Origin of the sequence: Amycolatopsis arida, assembly GCF_900115565.1 — a bacterium.
GTDB lineage: Bacteria > Actinomycetota > Actinomycetes > Mycobacteriales > Pseudonocardiaceae > Yuhushiella > Yuhushiella arida.
In genome coordinates this window covers 374861-390041 of record NZ_FOWW01000005.1, presented here as the reverse complement: position 1 = coordinate 390041, position 15181 = coordinate 374861, and the positions used below count along the sequence as shown (strand labels likewise).

Sequence of the window (15181 nt, the reverse complement as noted above, 5' to 3'; positions counted from 1 at the left end):
GGCGACGGCGTCTCGTTACGCTGGTGGGCGTGTGCGGAATCGTGGGTTACGTCGGCCACCGGCCGGCGCTGGACGTGGTGCTCGGCGGGTTGCGCCGGATGGAGTACCGGGGCTACGACTCGGCGGGCGTCGCCGTGCTGGACGGCGCCGGGCGGCTGACCGTCGAGCGCAAGGCGGGTCAGCTGGCCAACCTGGAGGCCGAGCTGGACGCGGTCGGCAGGGACGGGTTCGCCGGCACCGCCGGCATGGGCCACACCCGGTGGGCCACCCACGGCGCGCCGGTCGACCGGAACTCCCATCCGCACCGCGACGCCACCGAGCGGGTCGCCGTGGTGCACAACGGCATCATCGAGAACTTCGCCGCGCTGCGCGCCGAGCTGGAGGCCGCGGGCGTGGAGCTGAGCAGCGACACCGACACCGAGACGGCCGCGCACCTCATCGCCCGCGCCTACGCCGAGGGCGACACCGCCGGTGACCTGCCCGCCAGCGTGCGCGCCGTGTGCCGCCGGCTGGAGGGCGCGTTCACCCTGGTGGTCACGCACGCCGACCGGCCCGACCTGATCGTCGCCGCGCGCCGGTCCTCCCCGCTGGTGGTCGGCGTCGGCGCCGGCGAGACGTTCGTGGCCTCCGACGTGGCCGCGTTCATCGAGCACACCCGGGAGGCCGTCGAGCTGGGCCAGGACCAGCTCGTGGTGATCACCCGGGACGGCTACACGGTCACCGACTTCGCCGGGGAGCCCGCGCAGGGCAGGCCGTTCACCGTCGACTGGGACCTCTCCGCCGCCGAGAAGGGCGGCCACGAGTACTTCATGCTCAAGGAGATCGAGGAGCAGCCCGACGCGCTGGCCAACACGCTGCGCGGGCACTTCGACGGCAGCGGGATCGTGCTCGACGAGCAGCGGCTGGCCGACCAGGACCTGCGCGACGTCGACAAGGTGTTCGTGGTCGCCTGCGGCTCGGCCTACCACTCCGGCCTGGTCGCCAAGTACGCGATCGAGCACTGGACCCGGCTCCCGGTGGAGGTCGAGCTGGCCAGCGAGTTCCGCTACCGCGACCCGGTGCTGGACCGCGACACTCTCGTCGTCGCGGTGTCCCAGTCCGGGGAGACCGCCGACACGCTGGAGGCGGTGCGGCACGCCCGGGAGCAGAAGGCCCGCGTGCTGGCCGTGTGCAACACCAACGGCGCGCAGATCCCGCGCGAGTCCGACGCGGTGCTCTACACCCACGCCGGCCCGGAGATCGGGGTGGCGTCCACCAAGGCGTTCCTCGCCCAGATCGCCGCCAACTACCTGGTCGGGCTCGCGCTCGCGCAGGCCCGTGGCACGAAGTACCCGGACGAGGTGGCCAGGGAGTTCGCCGAGCTGGAGGCCATGCCGGCCGCCGTGCGGAAGGTGCTGTCCACCACCGAGCAGGTGCGCGACCTCGGCCGGCGGATCGCCGACTCCAAGGCCGTGCTGTTCCTCGGCCGGCACGTCGGCTTCCCGGTCGCGCTCGAGGGCGCGCTGAAGCTCAAGGAGCTGGCGTACATGCACGCCGAGGGGTTCGCCGCCGGCGAGCTCAAGCACGGGCCGATCGCGCTGATCGAGGACGGGCTGCCGGTGGTCGTGGTGATGCCCTCGCCGAAGGGCAGGGGCGTGCTGCACGCCAAGCTGGTGTCCAACATCAGCGAGATCCAGGCCCGCGGCGCGCGGACCATCGTCATCGCCGAGGAGGGCGACGACCGGGTCCGCCCGTTCGCCGACGAGCTGGTCGAGATCCCGGCGGTGCCGACGCTGCTGCAGCCGCTGGTGTCCACCGTGCCGCTGCAGGTGCTGGCCGCCGAGATCGCCCGCACCCGCGGCTACGACGTGGACAAGCCACGCAACCTCGCCAAGTCGGTGACCGTGGAGTAGGGCCGTGCGGGGCGTCTGGACCACCGGCAGGGTGCGCGCCGCCGAGGATCGGCTGCTCGCGCGGGTGCCCGAGGGCGCGCTGATGCGCCGGGCCGCGTTCGGCGTGGCGGTGCACGCCGCGGAGCTGCTCGCCGAGCACACCGGGCGGGTCGCCGGTACGCGGGTGGTGCTGCTGGTGGGCGCCGGCAACAACGGCGGCGACGCGCTGTGGGCCGGCGCGTTCCTGCGCCGCCGTGGCGTGGGGGTGGCCGCGGTGCTGCTCAAGCCCGAGAAGGCACACCGCGCCGGCCTGGCCGCGCTGCGCCGCGCCGGCGGCAGGGTGCTGCCGCCGGCAGGGTGGGCCGGCGCGCTGGAGCGGGCCGACCTGGTGGTCGACGGGATCGTCGGGATCTCCGCGTCCGGCCCGCTGCGCCCGGACGCCGCGGCACTGCTGCCGCACCTCACCGCGCCCGTGCTCGCCGTGGACCTGCCCAGCGGCGTCGACCCGGACACCGGCGCCGTCGCGGGGCCGGCGATCACCGCCACCCGCACGGTGACCTTCGGCGCGCGCAAGCCGGTGCACGCGCTCAACCCCGAGCGCTGCGGCGACGTGCATCTCGTCGACATCGGGCTCGGCGACGAGCTGGGCGAGCCCGACCTGGTGTGGCTGGACCTCGCCGACGTCGCCGCGGCCTGGCCGCTGCCCGGCCCCGGCGACGACAAGTACAGCCAGGGCGTGCCGGGCATCGCGGCCGGGTCGGCGGCCTACCCGGGTGCCGCGGTGCTGGCCGCCGGTGCCGCGGTGCGGGCCAAGTCGGGGCTCGTGCGCTACGCCGGGCCGGCCGCCGACGCGGTCCGCGCGCACTGGCCCGAGGTGGTGGCCACCGGCTCGATCACCGACGCCGGGCGGGTGCAGGCGTGGATGGTCGGGCCGGGGATCGGCACCGGCCGGGAGGGCCGCGAGGTACTGGAGTACGCGCTCGGCCAGGGCGTGCCGGTGGTCGCCGACGCCGACGCGATCACGCTCATCGCGGCACACGAGGAGGTGCTCGACGCGCGGGACCCGGACACGCCGCTGGTGCTCACCCCGCACGCCGGGGAGTTCGCCCGGCTGACCGGCGCCGAGGTCGGGGCCGACCGGGTGGCCGCGGCCCGCGCGGCGGCGGCCCGCTTTGACGCGGTGGTGCTGCTGAAGGGGCACTGCACCGTGGTGGCCGCCCCGGACGGAAGGGCGCTGGTGAACACGCCGCGCGGGTCGTGGCTGGCCACCGCCGGCTCCGGCGACGTGCTGTCCGGCATGCTGGGCGCGCTGGTCGCGGCGGGCCTGGAGCCCTGGCTCGCCGCCGGCGCGGCCGCCAGGGTGCACGCCGAGGCCGCGGCCATCGCCGCCGCCGGCGCCCCGGTCCCGGCCTCCGGCGTGCTCGACGCCATCCCCGCCGCCATCCGCGCCGTCCGCTCCCTCCACTGACCAGCCGCGCAACCCCGCCGTGTTCACCGCTCGCGTCGCCGTGTTGGCCGCTCGCGTCGCCGGGTTGGTCCGAGCGGCGCAGCCGGAGCCGACCGACGTCGGACCGGGCGGGGGCGGGCGCGGTCGAGTGGGTCACGGCGGGGTCGTGCTCTGGTAGGAATGGCGGGGATGTCCGATCTCCCCGATACCGACGCCGTCCTGGTCGCCGGGGTCGACTCGTCGACCCAGTCCACCAAGGTCGTGGTGTGTGACGCGCGCACCGGGCAGCTGGTGCGCACCGGCCGGGCCGCCCACCCGGACGCCACCGAGGTCGACCCCGAGGTGTGGTGGCGCGCGCTGGACACCGCCACCGCCGGCGGACTCCTCGACGGCGTCCGGGCCCTCGGCGTGGCCGGGCAGCAGCACGGCATGGTCACCCTCGACGAGCACGGCCACGTGGTCCGGCCGGCGCTGCTGTGGAACGACACCCGCTCCGCACCGGCCGCCGCCGACCTCACCGCCGAGCTCGGCGGACCGGCCGCGTGGGCCGACGCCGTCGGCTCGGTGCCGGTGGCCAGCTTCACCGTCACCAAGCTGCGCTGGATGGCCGAGCACGAGCCGGAGCTGGCCGACCGGGTCGCCCGTGTGGTGCTGCCGCACGACTGGCTCACCTGGCGGCTGCTCGGCGGCACCGGCGCCCCGACCACCGACCGCGGCGACGCCTCCGGCACCGGCTACTTCGCCCCGGCGACCGGCGAGTACCGAACCGACCTGCTGGCCCGCGCCTTCGGCGGGCGCACCCCCGACGTTCCGGCCGTGCTCGATCCGGCCGAGCCGGCGGGGCACACCGGCGACGGGGTCCTGGTCTCCGCCGGCACCGGCGACAACATGGCCGCCGCGCTCGCGCTGGGCGCCGAGGCCGGCGACGTCGTGGTGTCGCTGGGCACCAGCGGCACCGTGTTCGGCACCAGCCCCCACCCCGCGCGCGACCCCTCCGGGCTGGTCGCCGGGTTCGCCGACGCCACCGGCCGGTTCCTGCCGCTGGCGTGCACCCTCAACGCGGCCAGGGTGCTCACCGCGACCGCCGCGATGCTCGGTGTCGAGCTGGCCGAGCTGGACCGGCTCGCGCTGGCCGCGCCGGCCGGCGCGGAGGGCCTCACCCTGCTGCCCTACCTCGACGGCGAGCGCACCCCCAACCTGCCCGACGCCACCGGCACCCTCACCGGCCTGCGCCGCGCCGCCATGACCCCGGAGAACCTGGCCCGCGCGGCCGTGGAGGGCATGCTCTGCGGGCTGGCCGCCGGGCTGGAGGCCGTGGCCCGGCACGGCCTGGAGCCGCGCCGGGTGCTGCTCATCGGCGGCGCGGCCCGCGCGGAGAGCGTGCGGGCCGCCGCCCCGGTCGTGTTCGGCGTGCCGGTCGCGGTGCCCGAGCCGGCCGAGCACGTGGCGATCGGCGCGGCCCGGCAGGCCGCATGGGCGCTGTCCGGCGCCGCCGAGCCACCCGAGTGGTCGGCCCGGTCGCTGCGCGAGCTGCCCGAGCCCACCGCGGGCGACGCCGCCGAGGGGGAGCGGATCCGGCAGCGGCACGCCGAGGCCCGCGGCCGGATGCACGGCTGACGCCGCCGACCCGACCACCGTGCGCTCGGACACTCCCGAGTCGGCCTGTCCAGCCACTATGGGAAACTCGGCGATGTCATGAGCACTCCAACCGCGCACCACCCCGCCCCCCGCGCCGAGGTCGTGATCGACCTGGCCGCCGTCCGGCACAACGTGGCGCTCCTCGCCGGTCGGGCCGCGGCGTCCGGCGCCGCCACCATGGCGGTGGTCAAGGCCGACGGCTACGGGCACGGCGCGCTGCCGGTCGCCCGCGCCGCGCTGGCCGCGGGCGCCACCTGGCTGGGCACCAGCTCGCTGGCCGAGGCGCTGGAGCTGCGCGCGGCGGGCGTCACCGCGCCCCTGCTGAGCTGGCTGGACCCGCCGGACGTCGACTTCGCGCCCGGTGTCGCCGAGGGCGTGGACCTCTCGGCCAGCTCGACCGCCGAGCTGGCGCGGATCGCCGGCGCGGCGGCCAGGGCCGGCACCCGCGCCCGGGTGCACCTGAAGATCGACACCGGGCTGTGCCGCAACGGATGCCCGCCCCAGCGGTGGGCCGAGCTGGTCAAGACCGCCGCGGCCGAGCCGGACCTCGACGTGGTCGCCGTGTGGTCGCACCTCGCCTGCGCCGACGAGCCCGGGCACCCCTCGATCGACCGGCAGGCCGAGCGGTTCGCCGACGCCTACGCCCAGGCCCTCGACGCCGGGTTGCGGCCGATGCGGCACCTGGCCAACTCCGCGGCCACGCTCACCCGCCCCGACCTGCACTTCGACCTGGTCCGCCCGGGCATCGCCGTGTACGGCCTCAACCCCGTGCCCCAGCGGGAGGACCTGCGCCCGGCGATGACCTTCCGCTCCACGGTGGTGCTCACCAAGCGGGTCGTCGCCGGCGAGTCCGTCTCCTACGGGCACACCTGGACCGCCCCGCGGGACACCACGCTCGCGCTGGTGCCGGTGGGGTACGCCGACGGTGTGCCGCGCACCCTGTCCAACCGGATGGACGTGTGGCTGGCCGGCCGGCGCCGGCCCATCGCCGGGCGGGTGTGCATGGACCAGATCGTGGTCGACTGCGGCGACGACGAGCCACCGGAGGGCAGCGAGGTCGTGCTGTTCGGCGGCGGCGCCACGGGGGAGCCGACCGCGACCGAGTGGGCCGACGTGATCGGCACCATCGACTACGAGATCGTGACCGGCATGTACCGGCCACGGGTGCGGCGCCGCTACCTCAACGAGGGCGGGGTCGACGAGGGCACGGCCGGCGGGGACGCGGCGGGATGAGCGTGCCCCGGCGGATCCTGGGGGTGACCGGCGCCGTCCTCACCGGCCCGACGGCCACCGCGCTGGCGCTGGCCACCCAGCACCGGCGCGGCCGGGTCGACCCGTTGGCCGGCGAGCCGCTCGGCCGGCTGCCCACCGACCGGGCCTCCACCGTGGCCGCCGACGACGGCACACCGCTCGCGGTGTCCGAAGTGGACCCCGAGGACGGCGGTGTGCCGGAGCTCACCGTGGTCGGCGTGCACGGTTTCGCGCTGTCCCAGCGCAGCTGGCACTTCCAGCGACGGGACCTCGCCGCGCTGCGGCTGCCGCGGGTGCGGCAGGTGTACTACGACCACCGCGGGCACGGGCTGTCCGGGGAGGCGATTCCGGAGACGAGCACGATCGAGCAGCTGGCCGCCGACCTCGACGCCGTGCTGCGCGCGGTCGCGCCGGAGGGGCCGATCGTGCTGGTCGGCCACTCGATGGGCGGCATGGTGATCATGGAGCTGGCCCAGCGGCGGCCGGAGCTGTTCGCCGAGCGGGTGTGCGGCGTCGCGTTCCTCGCCACCGCGGCCGGCGAGGTGGGCGCCCGCGGGCTGCCCCGGTCGCTGCTGTCGAAGTACAACCCGCTGACCCGCGGGGTCGGCGGGTTGGCCGGGTGGCAGCCCGGGCTGGTCGAGTTCGTCCGCGCGGCCGGTGGCCAGCTCACCCGTGGCGCGGTGCGCCGGCTGGCCTTCGGCGGGCGGGACGTCAGCCCCGCGCTGGTGGACTTCATGCAGGAGATGCTCGCCACGACGAAGGTGCGGCAGCTGGTGTCCTTCGTGGACACCCTCGGCAGCCACAATCGGTACGCGGCGCTGGCGGGGCTGAAGCACACCAGTGTGCTGGTGGTCGGGGCGGCGCACGACCGGCTGACCCCGTTCGCGCACGCCGAGCGGATCGCCGCGGAGCTGCCGGACGCGGAGCTGGTGCGGGTGCGCGGTGCCGGGCACATGGTGCAGCTGGAGCAACCGGAGCTGGTGAACAGCGCGCTGATCGACCTGCTGCAGCGCTGTGCCGGCGTGGACGGCGCGCGGCGCGTGCCGTGGTCGGGGGAAGGATGGCGGCGACGAGGATGGGCGAGGTGGTGGCGGAGGTGAGCCGACGACTGCCGACGGCCGAGGACACCGTGGCGTTCGGCCGGGAGCTCGGCCGGCTGCTGCGGGCCGAGGACCTGGTGCTGCTGGCCGGGCCGCTCGGCGCGGGCAAGACCACGATGACCCGCGGCATCGCCGAGGGGCTCGGGGTGTCCGGGCGGGTCAGCTCGCCCACGTTCGTGCTGGCCAGGGTGCACCCGGCGGGGCCGACCACCGCGGAGCGCCCGGACCCGGTGCCGCTGGTGCACGTCGACGCCTACCGGCTCGGCGGCGACCTCGCCCAGCTCGACGACCTCGACCTGGACGCGGACCTGGACCGCTCGGCCGTGGTGGTCGAGTGGGGGGAGGGCATCGCCGAGCGCCTCTCGGCCGACCACCTGGTGGTCCGGCTGGACCGCCTTCCGGACGACGTGCGCGTGGTCGACCTCGAACCGTCCGGCTGCTGGACCGACCGCCTACCGGCCACCCGCCTCGCCGGCTGACCGCGCCGGCGGCGTTTCAGCCGGGTGGTGGGACCGGGGTGACGATGCCGCGGGCGATGTCGAGGTCGACGAGGTCCTGGGGGCGTAGCCGGAGCTGGTCGGCCACCGCGGGCACCTGCTCGGGCGGGCGCTTGAGGATCGCGGCGGCGGCCTCCGGCGAGGTCACCGAGAAGTAGCTGTCCGGGGTCACCCAGGTGCGTCCCGGCGCGGCGAAGGCGAGCGCGCCACCCGAGCCGCCCTCGCCGATGACCAGGGTGGTCACCGGCACCCGCGCCGCCGCCACCGCGCCGAACAGCTCGGCGATCGCCGGCCCGACCCCGGCCCGCTCGGCCGCCGCGTCGTTGGCCGCGCCCGGGGTGTCCACCAGGGTGAGCACCGGGATGCCGAGTCGGTCGGCGAGCCGGACCAGCCGCGCCGCGGCACGGAAGCCGGCCGGTGCCGTCGGCGTGCCGCACTGCGCCGCGTACGCCACCGCGCGTCCTGCCCGCCAGCCGAACCCGCAGCGCACCCCGGTGTCGACGCCACCGCACCGGTCGCCGCTGATGTCCTCCCGCCACGCGAAGTACGCGTCCAGGTAGGCGTCGGCGCGGGTCCCGGCTCCGCTGTGCCTGACGCGGGCCGCCCGCACCGCCGCCCAGCCGGTCGCCGGGGCCTCCACCGGGCGCAGCGCCGCCGGCGGCGGGGCGGGCTCCGTGCTCGGCGTGCCGAGCAGCCGCACCCACCGGCCCAGCACGTCCGGCACCTCCGCCGGCGCCAGCACCCGGTCGGCGTGGCCGTGTGCGAGCTGGCTCTCCGCGGTGTACGCGGCATGGTCGCCCGGCGGCCGCACCCGCGACCCGGCGAACCCGACCTGCGCGCCGGCCACCGCCAGCGTCACGTCGGCGCCCGCGCCGAGGGTGGCCCACCCGCCCCCGGTGGTCGGGTCGCGCAGCACGGCGACCAGCGGCAGGCCGAGCTCCCGGTTCCGGGCGCTCTCCGCCGCGATCCGCTGCAGCTGGGACAGCGCCCGCATGCCCTCCTGCATCCGGCTGCCACCGGTGGCGACCAGCGCGACCAGCGGCCGGCGCAGCTCCCGCGCCCTGGCGAACGCGGCCGCGATCCTGGCTCCGGTGGCACCACCGAGCGAGCCGCCGAGAAAGCCGAACTCGAACGCCACCAGCACCGCGGGCGCTCCGCCGACGAGGCCGGTGCCGCAGACCACCGACTCCCGCTCGCCGGTGCGGGCCCGCGCCCGCGCCCTGGCCTCGCCGTACCCCGTCCAGCCGATCGGACCGTCCACCCCGGACTCGTCGGGAAGGTCCGCGGCGAGCTCGGTGAACCCGGCGCTCACCCGGTCGAGCAGCGCCCGGGCCGACTCACCCATGCTGTCGACCGTCCAAGGCCCGCTTCAGCACCTTGCCCATGTCGTTGCGGGGCAGCGCGTCGAGGAAGCGCACCACGCGGGGACGCTTGTGCGGCGCCAGCAGCCGCGCGACGTGGTCGACCAGCTCCGCCTCGTCCGGCCGCGGCCCGGCGGGCACCACCCAGGCCACGATCCGCTCACCGAGGTCCGGGTCCGGCTCGCCGGTCACCGCCGCCTCGGCGACCGCCGGGTGCTCCAGCAACGCGTTCTCGATCTCGCCGGCGCCGATCTTGTAGCCGCCGCTCTTGATCAGGTCGGTGGCCCTGCGGCCGACGAGCCGCAGCGCGCCGTCGGGCTCGCGGACCGCCATGTCGCCGGTGCGGAACCAGCCGCCGGTGAACGCGGCGGCGGTGGCGTCCGGCCGGTTGAGGTACTCGGTGAACAGGTTCGGCCCGCGCACCTGGACCTCGCCGACCGTCTCCCCGTCGGACGCCTCGATCGGGTGACCGGCGTCGTCCACCAGCCGGAGCTCCACGCCGGGCAGCGGGACGCCGACCGTGCCCGGCCGGGGCGGGCCGTCGACCCGCACGCTGGTGTTCATCAGCGTCTCGGTCATCCCGTACCGCTCCACGACGCGCTGCCCGGTGGCCGCGGTGATCCGCTGGTGGTCGGCCACCGGCAGCGCCGCCGACCCGGACACCAGCAGCCGCGCGCCGGCCAGCGCCGTGGCGAGCTCGGGGTCGGTGCCGAGCTCGTCGGCGATTCGGTGGTACATCGTGGGCACCCCGAACACCATCGTGCCGCCGTCCCGCAGCGCGGCGGCGAGCGCGCCGGTGGCGAACCGGCCGAGGTGGCGCACCGTGCCGCCGCGGCGCAGCGGGCCGAGGATGCCGAGCACGAGGCCGTGCACGTGAAACAGTGGAAGGGCGTGCACGAGGACGTCGTCGGCGGTCCACCGCCACGCGTCGGCGAGGGCGTCGAGCGTGCTGGCGATCGCCCGGCGGGGCAGCACGACGCCCTTCGGCGGGCCGGTGGTGCCCGAGGTGTAGACGACCAGCGCGGGGACCTCGGCGTCCGGCTCCGGGAGCGGCGCGGCGACGTCGCCGGTGAGCGCGACGTCGGTGCGCGGCAGCTCGGCCAGCGCCGGCGGCAGCTCGGCGCCGGGCGCGGCGAGGACGCTGGCCGGCGCGCTGTCGGCGACGATGTGCGCCAGCTCGCGCTCGCCGATCCTCGGATTGACCGGCACCGCGGGCACGCCGGCCAGCAACGCGGCCACCACCGCGACGGCGGTCTCCGCGGTCGGGGTCGCCCACACCGCCACCCGGGGCGGCGTCCCGGCGAGCGCGGAGGCGAGCCGGCCGGCGGCCGCGGCCAGCTCCCGGTAGCTCAGCGTCACCTCGCCCGCGTTCGGCGAGGTGACGCGCAGCGCGGTCCGCTCCGCCGCCGCGGGGTCCGTCAATGCCGGCAGCAGCACGTCCACCCGACCTCCAAGCCGTGACGTCCGTCGATCCGCCCACCATGATGCCGCCCCGCGTGCCCGAGGCCACCCCGGTCGCACGGGGCGCGCCGGGGCTCGGGGCTTCGGGTGAGGTTGGCGCGAGGCGCGTTCGGCGTGGTCGTACGCTCGACGGGTGCTGGTTCTCGCCATCGACACCGCGACCCCCGCGGTCACCACGGGGGTCGTCGCCCTGGAGCGCGCCGGGACGACCGTGCTCGGCACCCGGGTCACGGTGGACCCCCGGGCCCACGGGGAGCTCCTCACCCCGCACGTGCTCGAGGCGACCAGGGACGCCGGGGTGACGCCGCGGGAGCTCGCCGCGGTCGTGTGCGGCAGCGGCCCCGGCCCGTACACCGGCCTGCGCGCCGGGATGGTCACCGCCGCCGCGCTCGCGCACGCCCTCGGCATCCCCGCCCACCCGGTCTGCAGCCTCGACGGCATCGCCGCCGAGGTGGACACCGGCGAGCCGTTCCTCGTGATCACCGACGCCCGCCGGCGCGAGGTGTACTGGGCGGCCTACGACGCCAGCGGCACCCGCACGGACGGCCCGCACGTGGCACCGCCGGCGGAGCTTGCGGCACGCGCGACCGGGCGCCCCGCCGCCGGGCACGGCGCCGAGCTGTACCGCGACGTGCTCGACGCCCGCGTCGTCGGCCCGGCGTATCCGGGCGTGGCGGGCCTGGTCGCGGCGGCGGCACCCGAGCTGCTCGCCGGCGCCGAGCCGGCCCCGCTGACCCCGCGCTACCTGCGCCGGCCCGACGCGCGGGAGCCCGGCCGCCCGAAGCGGGTGAGCACGGCATGACGGTGACCCTGGAACCGCTGCGCCGCGCGCACATCCCGCGGTGCGTCGAGATCGAGCGGATCCTGTTCGTCGGTGACGGTCCGTGGAGCGCGTCGGCGTTCCGGTCGGAGCTGGACGCCGGCGGGCACTACGTCGCCGCGGTCACCGAGGACGGCGCGCTCGCCGGGTACGCCGGGTTGGCGATCGCCGGGCGGCAGGGGGACTGGGAGACCAGCGTGCACACCATCGGCGTCGACCCGGAGTTCCAGGGAAGGGGCGTCGGCACGCTGCTGCTGCGCGCGCTGCTGGCCAGGGCCGACGAGCTGCGCGCGCCGGTGTTCCTGGAGGTGCGCACGGACAACGAGCGGGCGATCCGGCTGTACGAGCGGCACGGCTTCGACCGGGTCGGGGTGCGCCGGCGGTACTACCGGCCGTCCGGCGCGGACGCCTACACGATGTGCCGGCCACCGCTCGGTGGCGCGGAGGCTCCGGACGCGTCCCGGGCCGAGCGGGAGGAGGCGGGCTGATGTCGCGGATCGTCATGGGCATCGAGAGCTCGTGTGACGAGACCGGTGTCGGGCTGGTGCGGCTGCACGACGACGGAACGGTGGAGCTGTTGGCCGACGAGGTCGCCTCCAGCGTCGAGCAGCACGCCCGGTTCGGCGGGGTGGTGCCCGAGGTGGCCAGCAGGGCGCACCTGGAGGCCATGGTGCCCACCGCGAACCGCGCGTTCGCCGCGGCCGGGCTCGAGCTGTCCGATGTGGACGCGATCGCGGTGACGGCGGGACCGGGGCTGGCCGGCGCGCTGCTGGTGGGGGTGGCCGCGGCGAAGGCGTACGCGGCGTCGCTGGACGTGCCGCTCTACGGGGTGAACCACCTCGCGGGGCACATCGCGGTGGACACCCTGCAGCACGGACCGCTCCCTTCGCCGTGCCTGGCGCTGCTGGTCTCCGGCGGGCACACCCAGCTGTTGCGGGTGGACGACGTCGCCGGGGGGATCACCGAGCTGGGCTCTACCGTGGACGACGCGGCGGGGGAGGCCTACGACAAGGTGGCCAGGGTGCTGGGGTTGCCCTACCCCGGCGGCCCACCGATCGACAGGGCGGCCAGGGAGGGTGATCCGGCCGCGATCGACTTCCCGCGCGGGATGACCGGGCCGCGGGACCCGAAGTTCGACTTCTCGTTCTCCGGGCTGAAAACCGCGGTGGCGCGGTGGGTCGAGGCGGCCGAGCGGCGCGGCGAGGAGGTCCCGGTGGCCGACGTGGCGGCGTCGTTCCAGGAGGCGGTGGCCGACGTGCTGACCGCGAAGGCGGTCCGCGCGGCCACCGAGTTGGGCATCGGCACGCTGGTGATCTCCGGTGGGGTCGCGGCGAACTCGCGGCTGTCCGCGCTGGCCGCGCAGCGCTGCGCGGAGGCGGGGATCGAGCTGCGCGTGCCGCGCCCGCGACTGTGCACCGACAACGGCGCGATGATCGCCGCGCTGGGTGCCCATGTTCTGGCCTCCGGCGCGAAACCGTCCGGTTTGGACATCTCCGCCCACCCGGCACTCCCGGTGGAGACGGTGACCGTCTAGCGTTGGCTCGAACACTTGCGGCTCCGGCCGTCGCGATCGCAGCGGTACCCTCGCCGCATGGTCGATCACCTCGTGGTAACCACGACAACTCCTGACCGCGCGGCCGCCGCGATGCTCGCGGCCTCGGCCGTGCGTGCCAAGCTGGCCGCCACCGCGCAGGTGCATGGCCCGGTGACCAGCTACTTCTGGCACCTCGGCGAGGAAGGCAATGGCGAGGAGTGGATCGCGACGTTCAGGACCACCAGCGAACGGTACGCGGAGTTGGAGGCCCACCTGATCGCCGAGCATCCCTGGACCAACCCGGAGGTCACCGCGGTGAAGATCGCCGCCGGGGCCTCGGGGTACCTGCGCTGGCTGGTGGAAACCACCAAGCAAGGGACCGACTAGCGACCTGGCGCTGTCCCCGCCGACAACCGGCTACGCTAAGGGAGTACGTCGTCACCGGACAGGCAGGGCTGGCGTCATGGACGATCGGACGAACCTGGGTGCGCGAATCCGGCAGCTTCGCGGCAAGCTGATGACCCAGCAGCAGCTGGCGGACGCCGCCCAGGTCGATGTGAGCCTGATCCGCAAGCTCGAACAGGGCTTACGGCACACGGCGAGCATCGGCAGCCTGCAACGCATCGCCAGGGCGCTCGACGTGACGGTCGCCGACCTCCTCGGCAAGCCCGCGGCGCTACCGACCGCGAGGTCGGACGCCGGGGTCGTGGCCGTTCGGCGCGCTCTCACGCCGGTCGACGATCTCGTCGACCTCCCGGTCGACGACGAGCCCCTGACCCTGGACGAGGCGGAGCGCTCCGTCGGATACCTGTGGGGTGCCTACTGGGCGGGCCGCTACGAGCTGTTGAGCGAGCTACTGCCCACCGCGCTGCCCCGGTTGCGGGCCACCTACCGGGAAGCGCCGGCCGAGCGGCGAAGCCAGGCCGCGTACGCCCTCGCCCGCGGCTACCAGGCCGCCGGCGACACCCTCGTCCATCTCGGACATCTGGACGCCGCGTGGTTGGCCCTCCGCGAGGCGTTGCGGATGGCCCGATCCGGCGACGACCCGTTGCTGTACGCCGCGCTGCGCGTCTCGGTCGCGTGGCAGCTCCTCGTTCAGGGCAGGTACGCGGAGTCCGAACGGGTGTGCACCGTCGCGGCGGGCGAGGTCGAGCCGCACGGAGCCGCGGACGACTCCCGGCTCGCGGTGTACGGCTTGCTGGCGATCACCGGCGCGACGGCGGCCGCCCGTGCCCGCAAGGGTGCGGCGGCGGCGGACCTGCTCGACGTCGCCGGCGAGACGGCCGACCGGTTGGGCTACGAGCGGTCCGACCACCAGTCAACGTTCGGGCCGGCGAAGGTCGCCATGCTGGCGGTGGACGTGCACGTGGTGCAGGACAACTTTCCCGACGCGCTGTCCGCGGCCGAGCGGCTGCCGCGGGACGCGGCGCTTCCGGTGGCCACCCGGGCGCGCCACCTCGCCGACCTCGCGCTGGCGCACCTGCGGCTCGGGCAGCACGACAAGGCACTGAACACCGTGCTCACCGCGGAGCAGCTCGCGCCCGACTGGATCAAGTACCAGTCGCTGCCCCGGCAGATCGTCGCCGAGTTGGTCGAGACCGAACGAAGGGTGAGCACCCCGCTTCGGGACCTCGCGCTGCGCCTTGGAGTGACGGCCTCGGCGTGACGTTCCAGTAGACGCGGCACGAAAAAGGCTCCGATCGGGTAATGGGACAGAGCGTCCTACCTGCCCGATGGTCTCACTCCTAGCGTTCGCCCCATGACAGAACGCCACAGTACTGACGATGGCCCATCGGTGGTCGTGGACGATCGGATGGTGCCGGCGCGGGTGGGGTACTACGCGTTCGGTGGGCGGCGGCACCTGGTGGTGTGGGCGCACCAGAACCGGGATGGGGTGGTGTTGCGCACCTGGTGCGGGCTGGGGCACACCGCCTCGATCGAGGACGCCACCTCGGCCCGGCGCCCCTGCCCGGTGTGCGCCGCGTGCCGGCGATGAGGCTCGAGCCACGGTGGTGCACGGTCGCGCAGATGTGGCACGTGGTCGTGGAGCGGCGGGGTGACGCGCTGCTCACCGGGTGCGGCTGGTTGGTCTGGCCCGGTGCCTACGACGCCCGCATGGCCACCCCGCCGACCTGCGTCACCTGCCGCTACCTCTATCCCGAGCACACCGACCCGTCCCGCCCCCACCGCCCGTGAGTTCC

Annotated in this window: 15 protein-coding genes; 13 read left to right on the top strand and 2 right to left on the bottom strand. The window is 75.8% G+C overall.

What is annotated here, in order from left to right; all coding sequences use genetic code 11:
- Positions 1-29: 29 nt before the first annotated feature.
- The 6 genes from glmS to tsaE all read left to right on the top strand — a co-directional run bounded on the left by glmS (position 30) and on the right by tsaE (position 7786).
- The gene (gene glmS / locus BM051_RS17530; RefSeq protein WP_092531333.1) at positions 30-1892 is read left to right on the top strand and encodes a glutamine--fructose-6-phosphate transaminase (isomerizing); all 1863 of its coding nucleotides are present in this window, start codon (positions 30-32) and stop codon (positions 1890-1892) included.
- Positions 1893-1896: 4 nt separating this feature from the next.
- The gene (locus BM051_RS17525; protein ID WP_092531210.1) at positions 1897-3339 is read left to right on the top strand and encodes an NAD(P)H-hydrate dehydratase; all 1443 of its coding nucleotides are present in this window, start codon (positions 1897-1899) and stop codon (positions 3337-3339) included.
- Positions 3340-3507: 168 nt separating this feature from the next.
- Entirely contained in the window at positions 3508-4935 is a 1428-nt protein-coding gene (gene xylB, locus BM051_RS17520; RefSeq protein WP_092531331.1) for a xylulokinase, read from the top strand.
- A gap of 78 nt (positions 4936-5013) precedes the next feature.
- Positions 5014-6189, top strand: a complete 1176-nt coding sequence (gene alr, locus BM051_RS17515) for an alanine racemase (protein WP_092531209.1) — start codon at positions 5014-5016, stop codon at positions 6187-6189.
- Entirely contained in the window at positions 6186-7307 is a 1122-nt protein-coding gene (locus BM051_RS17510) for an alpha/beta fold hydrolase (RefSeq protein WP_092531208.1), read from the top strand. The genes alr and BM051_RS17510 overlap by 4 nt, the downstream gene beginning before the upstream one ends.
- Positions 7283-7786 carry a tRNA (adenosine(37)-N6)-threonylcarbamoyltransferase complex ATPase subunit type 1 TsaE gene (tsaE, locus tag BM051_RS17505; protein WP_177216955.1) on the top strand — a complete coding sequence of 168 codons (504 nt, stop codon included), beginning with the start codon at positions 7283-7285 and terminating at the stop codon, positions 7784-7786. The genes BM051_RS17510 and tsaE overlap by 25 nt, the downstream gene beginning before the upstream one ends.
- Before the next feature lie 16 nt (positions 7787-7802).
- On the opposite strand, the gene BM051_RS17500 is transcribed toward tsaE, so the two are convergent.
- Both BM051_RS17500 and BM051_RS17495 read right to left on the bottom strand, forming a co-directional pair.
- Positions 7803-9149, bottom strand: a complete 1347-nt coding sequence (locus tag BM051_RS17500) for a carboxyl transferase domain-containing protein (protein WP_092531207.1) — start codon at positions 9147-9149, stop codon at positions 7803-7805.
- Entirely contained in the window at positions 9142-10608 is a 1467-nt protein-coding gene (locus BM051_RS17495) for an acyl-CoA synthetase (protein WP_424923287.1), read from the bottom strand. Before BM051_RS17495 ends, BM051_RS17500 begins: the two co-directional genes overlap by 8 nt.
- A gap of 151 nt (positions 10609-10759) precedes the next feature.
- Here BM051_RS17495 and tsaB point away from each other — a divergent pair, with 151 nt between their 5' ends.
- The 7 genes from tsaB (at position 10760) to BM051_RS17460 (ending at position 15176) form a co-directional block, all read left to right on the top strand.
- A complete protein-coding gene (tsaB, locus tag BM051_RS17490; RefSeq protein WP_092531206.1) occupies positions 10760-11428 on the top strand; it encodes a tRNA (adenosine(37)-N6)-threonylcarbamoyltransferase complex dimerization subunit type 1 TsaB in 669 nt (222 codons plus the stop codon).
- Between the two features lie 2 nt (positions 11429-11430).
- Positions 11431-11934, top strand: a complete 504-nt coding sequence (rimI, locus tag BM051_RS17485) for a ribosomal protein S18-alanine N-acetyltransferase (protein WP_092531325.1) — start codon at positions 11431-11433, stop codon at positions 11932-11934.
- Positions 11934-12980, top strand: a complete 1047-nt coding sequence (gene tsaD, locus BM051_RS17480; protein WP_092531205.1) for a tRNA (adenosine(37)-N6)-threonylcarbamoyltransferase complex transferase subunit TsaD — start codon at positions 11934-11936, stop codon at positions 12978-12980. Before rimI ends, tsaD begins: the two co-directional genes overlap by 1 nt.
- Before the next feature lie 57 nt (positions 12981-13037).
- Positions 13038-13367 (top strand): divalent-cation tolerance protein CutA, encoded by a 330-nt coding sequence (gene cutA / locus BM051_RS17475; protein WP_092531204.1) that lies wholly within the window; start codon positions 13038-13040, stop codon positions 13365-13367.
- A 76-nt stretch (positions 13368-13443) separates the two neighbouring features.
- Positions 13444-14646 (top strand): helix-turn-helix domain-containing protein, encoded by a 1203-nt coding sequence (locus BM051_RS17470; protein WP_092531203.1) that lies wholly within the window; start codon positions 13444-13446, stop codon positions 14644-14646.
- A gap of 93 nt (positions 14647-14739) precedes the next feature.
- A complete protein-coding gene (locus tag BM051_RS17465) occupies positions 14740-14976 on the top strand; it encodes a hypothetical protein (protein ID WP_134046208.1) in 237 nt (78 codons plus the stop codon).
- Positions 14973-15176: a hypothetical protein gene (locus BM051_RS17460; RefSeq protein WP_134046206.1), complete on the top strand. Its 204-nt coding sequence runs from the start codon at positions 14973-14975 to the stop codon at positions 15174-15176. Before BM051_RS17465 ends, BM051_RS17460 begins: the two co-directional genes overlap by 4 nt.
- Positions 15177-15181 lie beyond the last annotated feature (5 nt).

Excerpts from the sequence above, each read along its gene's own strand:
- tsaD (WP_092531205.1), top strand. The coding sequence starts at position 11,934 with ATGTCGCGGATCGTCATGGGCATCGAGAGCTCGTGTGACGAGACCGGT.
- BM051_RS17460 (WP_134046206.1), top strand. The coding sequence starts at position 14,973 with ATGAGGCTCGAGCCACGGTGGTGCACGGTCGCGCAGATGTGGCACGTG.
- BM051_RS17470 (WP_092531203.1), top strand. The coding sequence starts at position 13,444 with ATGGACGATCGGACGAACCTGGGTGCGCGAATCCGGCAGCTTCGCGGC.
- BM051_RS17465 (WP_134046208.1), top strand. The coding sequence starts at position 14,740 with ATGACAGAACGCCACAGTACTGACGATGGCCCATCGGTGGTCGTGGAC.
- alr (WP_092531209.1), top strand. The coding sequence starts at position 5,014 with ATGAGCACTCCAACCGCGCACCACCCCGCCCCCCGCGCCGAGGTCGTG.
- xylB (WP_092531331.1), top strand. The coding sequence starts at position 3,508 with ATGTCCGATCTCCCCGATACCGACGCCGTCCTGGTCGCCGGGGTCGAC.
- BM051_RS17510 (WP_092531208.1), top strand. The coding sequence starts at position 6,186 with ATGAGCGTGCCCCGGCGGATCCTGGGGGTGACCGGCGCCGTCCTCACC.
- BM051_RS17500 (WP_092531207.1), bottom strand. The coding sequence starts at position 9,149 with ATGGGTGAGTCGGCCCGGGCGCTGCTCGACCGGGTGAGCGCCGGGTTC.
- cutA (WP_092531204.1), top strand. The coding sequence starts at position 13,038 with ATGGTCGATCACCTCGTGGTAACCACGACAACTCCTGACCGCGCGGCC.
- tsaE (WP_177216955.1), top strand. The coding sequence starts at position 7,283 with ATGGGCGAGGTGGTGGCGGAGGTGAGCCGACGACTGCCGACGGCCGAG.